The following is a 7,460-nucleotide window of genomic DNA, read 5'->3' as shown; positions in this document are numbered from 1 at the left end:
CAAAACCCACATCTCCACACACCAGCCTATCCATAGGGTAAGGCTTCTCCATGTCTTGCTTAACGTCAGCCGTAGCAGAAGCCTGATCTGGAGTATCTTCATAAATAAAGGAGCTTTCCAACTCCACTTGGAGCACACTATCTGTAGAAAATTTATGCCCGGAAGCAGCCTTCCTTTTGGAGTATAACTTGATTAAGTCTTTGGCAATATCCTTTACTTTGCTCTTGACCCTTTTCTTTTTATTTTCCCATTCTTGGGTACCCAGCTTAGACATAATAGGCATCGTGCCTTCCTGACTGCTGTACTTAGAAATTTTGTGTAAAGAGTGAATATTCACATAAAGCAAGTCATCGTCTCTAAACACCAATCGAATGGCTTCCTGCAACTTACCATTTACCTCCACTTTTTCTAACCCGGCAAAGCGACCGATTCCATAATCCACATGGACAATAAAATCTCCCGGATGCAGACTTTTAATCTCTTTTAAGGTAAGGGCCTTAGACTTGGAAGTTTTTTTGGTTGTTTTGTACCTGTAAAACCTTTCAAAGATTTGATGGTCTGTATAGCAGGCAATTTTCAAAGAATTATCAACAAACCCTTCCTTTAGGTTAATAGGCAATGTTTGAACCGATAGTGCGGGGTCTAATTCATGGAAAATATTGGTCAGGCGACTTACTTGCTTCTCGCTTTCAGAGCAGATGATATTCGCAATCCCTTTGGCCGAATTTTCATTGAGGTTTTGCACCAGGAGTTCAAACTGCTTGTTAAATGAAGGCTGCGGCTGTCCTTTAAATTGATATTCAGGAACACCTTTCCATTCAAACACATGACCAAAGGCTAGCAAGGTGAAAGGTTCTATTTGGGCTTCAAAAATCCTTTCCTCAAGAAACAGTTTTTCCGGTGCCATAAGTAAAGAACTATTCTCTCCGGAATCACCATAATGCTGACAAGCTTTTTCATACAATTGCTTGATGGTATTGGTAACATGCTTGAAGTCTTTGATCCAAAAACAAGTATCTTCAGGAAAGAAGTCTATGATGGATTGCCTAATTTCCCTTTCCATTGTGGTCTGGATATTGGGCAATATACTGATTTGATCCACAGTGCCTGTTGACAACTGGCTTTCCGGGTCAAAAGTCCTGATGCTATCTATTTCTTTACCGAAAAGTTCCAGCCGGTAAGGCAAATCACTGGCATAAGAAAAAATATCGATGATCCCTCCCCTAACGGCAAATTGACCGGCTTCATACACGAAATCAGCTTTCTCAAAACCATATGCACTCAATAGTTCTTCAATAAACTCCAGATCTACCTTTTCTCCCACCTTTACTGCAAAGGTGTTTTCTTTGAGGCTTTTTTTGTTGATAACCTTCTCATATATCGCTTCCGGGGAGGTGATCAGCACCTTACCGGTCAAACTTTCATCAGACAGCCGATTGAGGATTTCGGAACGCATCAATACATTTGCATTCTCCACTTCTTCATGGTGATAGGGCCTTTTGTAACTGGCCGGGTAATGATAGGCGGTTTCACCGGCGAAAGTTTGCCAATCACTTGCCAGGTAAGCAGCTTCTTCCCGATCATTGGCCAAGACAAGATGAAAACCACCGTTGAGCTTGGTGATGGCATGAACGATCAACATGTCCATGCTGCCCGAAAGCCCTTTCACATTTATTTTCTTTTGTCCTCCGGAACCAATACTTAATGCAAGATTCTTTACAAAAGGATCCTCTTCGTAAAGTGATAAAAACGATTGCTTGTCCAACTATTCTCCTTTATGATGCCCCGGGACGGGGCTATACTAATTACATTTTAAACAACTAATAATAAACCAATTAAAAGCAAGCCTTCTCTTCCTCTTCAGCATTTTCCACAGCCTCTAATAGACGACCATATCATTAAATCGTTTATTTATTTACAGCATCTATAAACCCATTTTAGATTTATAAATTAAGTGGATGCAATTTATTAAATAACATTGAAACCCCATTAGGGCTCAAAGGATATCTAGATTAACAAATGGTAAACATTGAAAAAAGTTTAACTTTTTACTTATTTGTGACAACGTTATCCCCTTTTCATTTGTTAATCCTATCATGAGCCTATCAAAAGAAAGGGAATCAACCCATTGGTTTAAAAAAATAGAGCAGTTACACCCCTACCGTATGCTAATTTATTTGGCGATGTTTAGTAGTGGGTTGGTCTTTTTTTTCTTGGCAACAGCATTTGTACTTTCTCAGACGACATCCAATTCCCTTGGACAATACCAAATGCCAAAATCATTTATTATTAGTAGTTTTATGATCATAGGGAGCGCCTTTATTTCGGCGCAGATCATTCCTGGTTTCTTGGCCCAGGATTTAAAGAAAACCAAACGTAACCTTGCCTATACACTAGCCTTGGGCATATTTTTTGCCCTATTCCAATTCAAAGGCTGGCAAGAGTTGGCTGCATCAGGTATAGATTTCACAGGTTTACCTTCAGGTAGTTTCCTTTATTTGCTTAGCGGTATTCACCTTTTTCACCTTGCCGGAGCCATGATTTACGCAATAATCTTATTGGTATCATTGCAAAATAGTGAACAAGACCAGGTGAAATCATTGTTAATTTTAACAAATCCTTATGAAAAAATGAGACTTGAATTGTTTAGCATTTACTGGAAATTTATGGACATTGTCTGGCTTATATTGTTTGGACTTTTCCTATGGGTATTTTAGCTTTGAAGAAAGAAGAAAAGGGACTTAACCATTTTAATTTAAGTGGCTTAGGAATCTCTCTAAGTCAAAAAACTGCAATTACATCTAATATAAAAGTTTGGTTGCTCAAGCCTCAGGCCAACGAATCCATCCTTTATTATTTAATTGAGGAAATGAAAAATATTACGGAAGGTATTTCTATCAATTAATCGTAAATTGCAAAAAAAGTAAACTTATGTCAGAAAAACAATTTGAAATAAATATCGATCCCGACTGGATAAAAAAGTATTTGTCCAAAATCATCTTCGGATTGGTAGTAATTATCATGGTGTTTTCAGCTATTAAAACAGTGGGCCCGGAAGAAGAAGGTGTAGTGATTCAACTTGGTGAATACAACCGTACAGTTTCACCAGGATTAAACTTTATCATTCCTTTCGTGGAAACCATGTATAAGATACCGGTTCAAAGGCAATTAAAGCTGGAGTTTGGGTTTCGTTCCACCTCCACCTCAAATGGCCAATCTCAATATGCTAAATCCGGCTTTATAGACGAGAGCATGATGCTGACGGGAGACCTTAATTTAACAGATGTGGAATGGGTGGTCCAATATCGAATTGTAGATTCTTACAAATATTTATTTAAAGTAAGGAATGCAGAAAAGACATTGAATGACATGTCTGAGTCTGCCATGAGAAAAATTGTGGGAGACAGGACGGTCAACGAAGTGCTTACAGTGGGTCGTCAGGAAATTGCCACCAGTGTAGAAGTTTTGTTGCAGGAAATGTGTGATGAATATGAAAATGGGATTAGGGTAGATCAGGTTGTATTACAAGATGTCAACCCGCCTGAACCTGTCAAACCAAGTTTCAATGCCGTAAATGAAGCCCAGCAGGAGAGGGAAACCTTGATTAATCAAGCAGAGGCGGATTATAACCGAATTATCCCCAGAGCAAGAGGGGAGGCTGAAGAAACCATACAATTGGCAGAAGCCTATGCATTGACAAGGGTAAATGGAGCCAGAGGTGAAGCTGAAAGATTCAATTCAATTATCAAATCTCCCGAAGTGACCAAGCAAAGAATTTATTTGGAAACGCTTGAAAAAGTGCTGCCAAAAATTGGCAATAAAATCATCACTGATGAAAAAGGAAGCAATGTATTGCCATTATTAAACCTAAATAAAGCTGCAACTCCTACTCAGTAAGTTTTCAAAATAACCTCATCTAAGCATGAAAAAGAGCAATTTATTCTATATAATACTGGTAGTAGTCGCAATCATTTTATCAGCTCAAAGCGTATTTATACTAGACGAAACCCAACAAGCCATTGTTACACAGTTTGGCAAACCTGTAGGTGAACCAAGAACCAGCCCTGGAGTAAATATTGTCGTTCCATTTATACAAAAAGTACAGTTTTTTGACAAACGATATCTTGAATGGGATGGAGACAAAAACCAGGTTCCAACCAAAGACAAAAAGTACATTTTTGTGGACACCTATGCCCGCTGGGAGATTACCAACCCACTTCAATTTTTTATCCGACTAAGAGACGAAAGGTCTGCTCAATCAAGGCTTGACGACATTCTCGACGGAGAAACACGAAATGCAATTGCAAACCACAACCTATTAGACATCGTTCGCTCTACCAATAGAGAGCCGGAGGTAACCGAAGAATTTATGGAGGAGCTTGAAGTCCTTGAAGAAATTGAAGTAGGTCGAGACAAAATAGAAGAAATCATTTTACAGAAAGCCAATGAAAGGACTTCTGACCTAGGGGTAAGAATATTGGATTTTCGTTTCAAAAGAATGAACTACGTAGATGAAGTAAGAGACAGGGTTTACGACAGGATGATTAGTGAGAGAAACAGGATTGCAGACCAGTTCCGATCAGAAGGACAAGGGGAAGCCAGGAAAATCCTTGGTGACAAGGAAAGAGATCTAGCCCAGATTCAGTCAGAAGCCCAAAGACAAGCAGAGGAAATCAGAGGACGTGCCGACGCAGAAGCTACTGAAATATATGCTTCTGCCTATAATCAAAACCGTCAATCAATTGACTTGTACAAGTTCCTTCGCTCGATGGAAGCTCTCGAAAACTCCCTTGATGAAGAAACCAACCTGGTAATTTCTTCTGATAGTGACTTGTTCAAGTACCTAAAACAAATGAATTAATCACATCTTTAGCGATTGATGAAAATTAGCCTTAGCACCAAGGTAGGCCAAAACTACCTGAAAGTAAAAGAAGGATTTAATGCCGAATTGTTTACGGCATTAAATCCCCCTTTTCCTCCTGTAAAATTGCTCCGCTTTGACGGGTCCTCTACGGGAGATCTGGTGAGTTTATCCCTAAATTTCATCTTTTTCAAGCAGGTGTGGACCAGTAAGATTACAGCGGATCATTTGGATGAAAAAGAATTTTTTTTCGTTGATGAAGGAATAAAGCTACCTTTCTTCCTCAAAAAATGGCGACATAAACATCGAATAGTGGCCGATGGTAGTGATCAAAGCATAATCATTGATGAAATAAATTTTTCATCTCCAAACCGACTCTTAGACTATCTTATGTTCCCGGTCTTATACTTCCAGTTTTCATTGAGAAAACCAACCTACAGAAAAACCTTTTCTAAAAAAATATAACTTGAGAACAAAGAGCTGAAAGAAATCCAGCTCGACGCCTTGATTAATGTACCGGCAAGTTTTCACAATTTCGAATCTGGCAATCTCCGTAGAGCACCAATGAATGACTGGTAATGTTTGAGGAAAAAGCTTTCCCCATATCTTCTTTAATCAGGTTAATTCTTTGGTCAGAAAATTCCAAAATTTTCCGACACTGATTACAGACGTAATGGTCATGGTGTTTATAAGTCAGCGCCTGCTCATACAGGGCAACTTTATCCTTAAACTGGTGTTTTACAGCCAACCCACATTCCACCAATAAATCTAAGGTATTATATATGGTTGCCCTACTAATAGAATAACCATTGTTACGCATTCTTAAAAATAAACCTTCAACATCTATATGCTCATCTTGAGGCAAAGCATATAGCTCATCTATTACAGAAAACCTTTCAGGGGTTTTACGGCTACCTTGTCTAACAAGGTAGTTTTCAAAAATTTTCTTCGCTTTCTCAATGATAGACTTTTCGGCCATGATTTATTTATGTAAAGAATAAAGATCAGCTATTTTTTAGATTTTTCAAACCATAAAACTTTTGAATCGATAAAAGACCAGTTATTTTCAATGGTTCTAAATTAGTATCGACTTAAATTTTATATCAATATTTTATTTTAACCCATCCATTTCAGTGGATTAACACTTTTTCAAATTTTCAAGAGTAGTGGAGCTTCACTACTAAAGAACCCGTTAAAAATGAGCCTTAAAAACCTTTTCGCATAATTATTGTTCAACTTCCAGCACTGAGTCAGAAAAATCTAATACTCAACTAAGACAATTAAGAACTTCTTAAATCAAAATTATTTTATATATTAAAGGAACAATAAATCATCATGCATAATAGGAACCAGTGGCTTATCATTCTTCTTATTTGGTCTTTACCAGTTTGGCCTGTAAAGAGTCAAGTCCCTGGTTTTTATATGAAAAGAGCGAAAAAGAAAATAACCCTACCTTTTATAGATTCAAACAGTCTCATTATCCTTCCCGTATCCATCAATGGTGGACCACCGGTAAATTTCATTTTTGACACCGGTGTAAAATCAAATATTTTTTTTAGCAAATCTATAGCTGATGAATTGCAAATGCATTATACAAGAAAACTCAATTTGGTGGGTGCAGATGGACAAACCGTCTTGAGCGCCTCTGTATCTCCAAACAACCATTTTGACTTGGGCCCCATTGAGGGAATTTTTCAGGCCATTCTGGTATTGGATGAGGATTTTTTAGAGTTAGAGAAAGTCCTTGGCGTACCTATTTATGGGGTAATTGGACATGAGTTTTTCAAGAACAACCCAATAAAAGTTGATTATGATAATGGATGGATCACTTTTTATGAAAGGCAAGCATTAAAATGGAAACCTTTTTGGTATAGAGAAATCCCCATAGAATTAATTGGCAATAAACCTTATGTACTTACTAGTATAAAGCAGGCAAATGGACCTGATTTGGAAGCCAAACTACTCATTGATACAGGAGCTAACCATGGCTTACTTCTCAACCAGGAAACCAGTGAAGACATTGTTCTTCCAGAACCCAACCTAAAGAGCAGTCTAGGTAGATCTCTAGGAGGAGATTTAAAAGGTTTTGTCGGAAGGGTAAAGAAATTATCTTTAAATGGCTTGAACTTTAGAGGTGTGATCACCTCTTTCCCTGAAGAAAATGAGTTTTCTGAAGTTCTGATAAATACGGGAAGAATGGGTAGCCTGGGGTCTGAACTCCTCAACCACATGAAGATTATTTTCGATTATCCGAGAAACCGAATATTATACAAGAAAAGTGCTAAATACAAAACTCCTTTTAAATATGACATGAGTGGTCTTAGCGTTCGGGTAAGTTCTTTAGAAGAGAAAAGATACTATATCCACGAGGTTCGTGAAAATTCACCTGCTTACCGACAAGGTGCTAGAGAATTGGATGAGATTCTTACCATCAATAAAATACCAGCCATGTTTTGGGAGCTCTCGGATATTACAGAATTGCTAAGATCTAAGGAAGGGGAAGTGATTTCTTTGGAGCTTTTAAGAGCAGACCCGGAGGGAAATTCAAAAGACCGTATTCACAAAGTTACTTTTTTACTCGAGAAACAATTATAGGAAA

General features: G+C 38.0%; 8 protein-coding genes. 6 read left to right on the top strand and 2 right to left on the bottom strand.

The genetic code is table 11. The features are described from left to right. Positions 1–1,765, bottom strand: a 1,765-nt coding sequence (locus AAC037_RS00890) for a CarD family transcriptional regulator (RefSeq protein WP_339900936.1), incomplete at its 3' end; no start/stop codon positions are given. A gap of 331 nt (positions 1,766–2,096) precedes the next feature. On the opposite strand from AAC037_RS00890, the gene AAC037_RS00885 reads away from it, so the two are divergent. From AAC037_RS00885 to AAC037_RS00865, 5 genes are read left to right on the top strand one after another with little or no spacing between them, the layout of a single operon-like run. Continuing rightward, on the top strand, positions 2,097–2,717 hold the full coding sequence (locus AAC037_RS00885; protein WP_339900934.1) for a cytochrome C oxidase subunit III: 621 nt from the start codon (positions 2,097–2,099) through the stop codon (positions 2,715–2,717). A gap of 2 nt (positions 2,718–2,719) precedes the next feature. Continuing rightward, a complete protein-coding gene (locus AAC037_RS00880; RefSeq protein WP_339900933.1) occupies positions 2,720–2,905 on the top strand; it encodes a hypothetical protein in 186 nt (61 codons plus the stop codon). 26 nt (positions 2,906–2,931) lie between these two features. Beyond that, on the top strand, positions 2,932–3,897 hold the full coding sequence (gene hflK / locus AAC037_RS00875) for an FtsH protease activity modulator HflK (RefSeq protein WP_339900932.1): 966 nt from the start codon (positions 2,932–2,934) through the stop codon (positions 3,895–3,897). A 25-nt stretch (positions 3,898–3,922) separates the two neighbouring features. Continuing rightward, the gene (gene hflC / locus AAC037_RS00870; protein ID WP_339900931.1) at positions 3,923–4,861 is read left to right on the top strand and encodes a protease modulator HflC; all 939 of its coding nucleotides are present in this window, start codon (positions 3,923–3,925) and stop codon (positions 4,859–4,861) included. Positions 4,862–4,879: 18 nt separating this feature from the next. Next, positions 4,880–5,326, top strand: a complete 447-nt coding sequence (locus tag AAC037_RS00865) for a hypothetical protein (protein WP_339900930.1) — start codon at positions 4,880–4,882, stop codon at positions 5,324–5,326. A 43-nt stretch (positions 5,327–5,369) separates the two neighbouring features. Here the strand turns inward: AAC037_RS00865 and AAC037_RS00860 are convergent, their stop codons facing one another. After that, positions 5,370–5,840, bottom strand: a complete 471-nt coding sequence (locus tag AAC037_RS00860) for a transcriptional repressor (protein ID WP_339900929.1) — start codon at positions 5,838–5,840, stop codon at positions 5,370–5,372. A 443-nt stretch (positions 5,841–6,283) separates the two neighbouring features. Here AAC037_RS00860 and AAC037_RS00855 point away from each other — a divergent pair, with 443 nt between their 5' ends. Continuing rightward, the gene (locus AAC037_RS00855) at positions 6,284–7,456 is read left to right on the top strand and encodes an aspartyl protease family protein (protein WP_339900928.1); all 1,173 of its coding nucleotides are present in this window, start codon (positions 6,284–6,286) and stop codon (positions 7,454–7,456) included. Positions 7,457–7,460: the final 4 nt, after the last annotated feature.

This window comes from uncultured Cyclobacterium sp. (assembly GCF_963976465.1).
In the GTDB taxonomy this organism is placed as follows: Bacteria; Bacteroidota; Bacteroidia; order Cytophagales; family Cyclobacteriaceae; genus Cyclobacterium.
The sequence above is the reverse complement of the archived record's forward strand: the minus strand, read 5'-3'. Positions and strand labels throughout refer to the sequence as shown.

Excerpts from the sequence above, each read along its gene's own strand:
- AAC037_RS00885 (WP_339900934.1), top strand. The coding sequence starts at position 2,097 with ATGAGCCTATCAAAAGAAAGGGAATCAACCCATTGGTTTAAAAAAATA.
- AAC037_RS00865 (WP_339900930.1), top strand. The coding sequence starts at position 4,880 with ATGAAAATTAGCCTTAGCACCAAGGTAGGCCAAAACTACCTGAAAGTA.
- AAC037_RS00860 (WP_339900929.1), bottom strand. The coding sequence starts at position 5,840 with ATGGCCGAAAAGTCTATCATTGAGAAAGCGAAGAAAATTTTTGAAAAC.
- hflC (WP_339900931.1), top strand. The coding sequence starts at position 3,923 with ATGAAAAAGAGCAATTTATTCTATATAATACTGGTAGTAGTCGCAATC.
- hflK (WP_339900932.1), top strand. The coding sequence starts at position 2,932 with ATGTCAGAAAAACAATTTGAAATAAATATCGATCCCGACTGGATAAAA.
- AAC037_RS00855 (WP_339900928.1), top strand. The coding sequence starts at position 6,284 with ATGAAAAGAGCGAAAAAGAAAATAACCCTACCTTTTATAGATTCAAAC.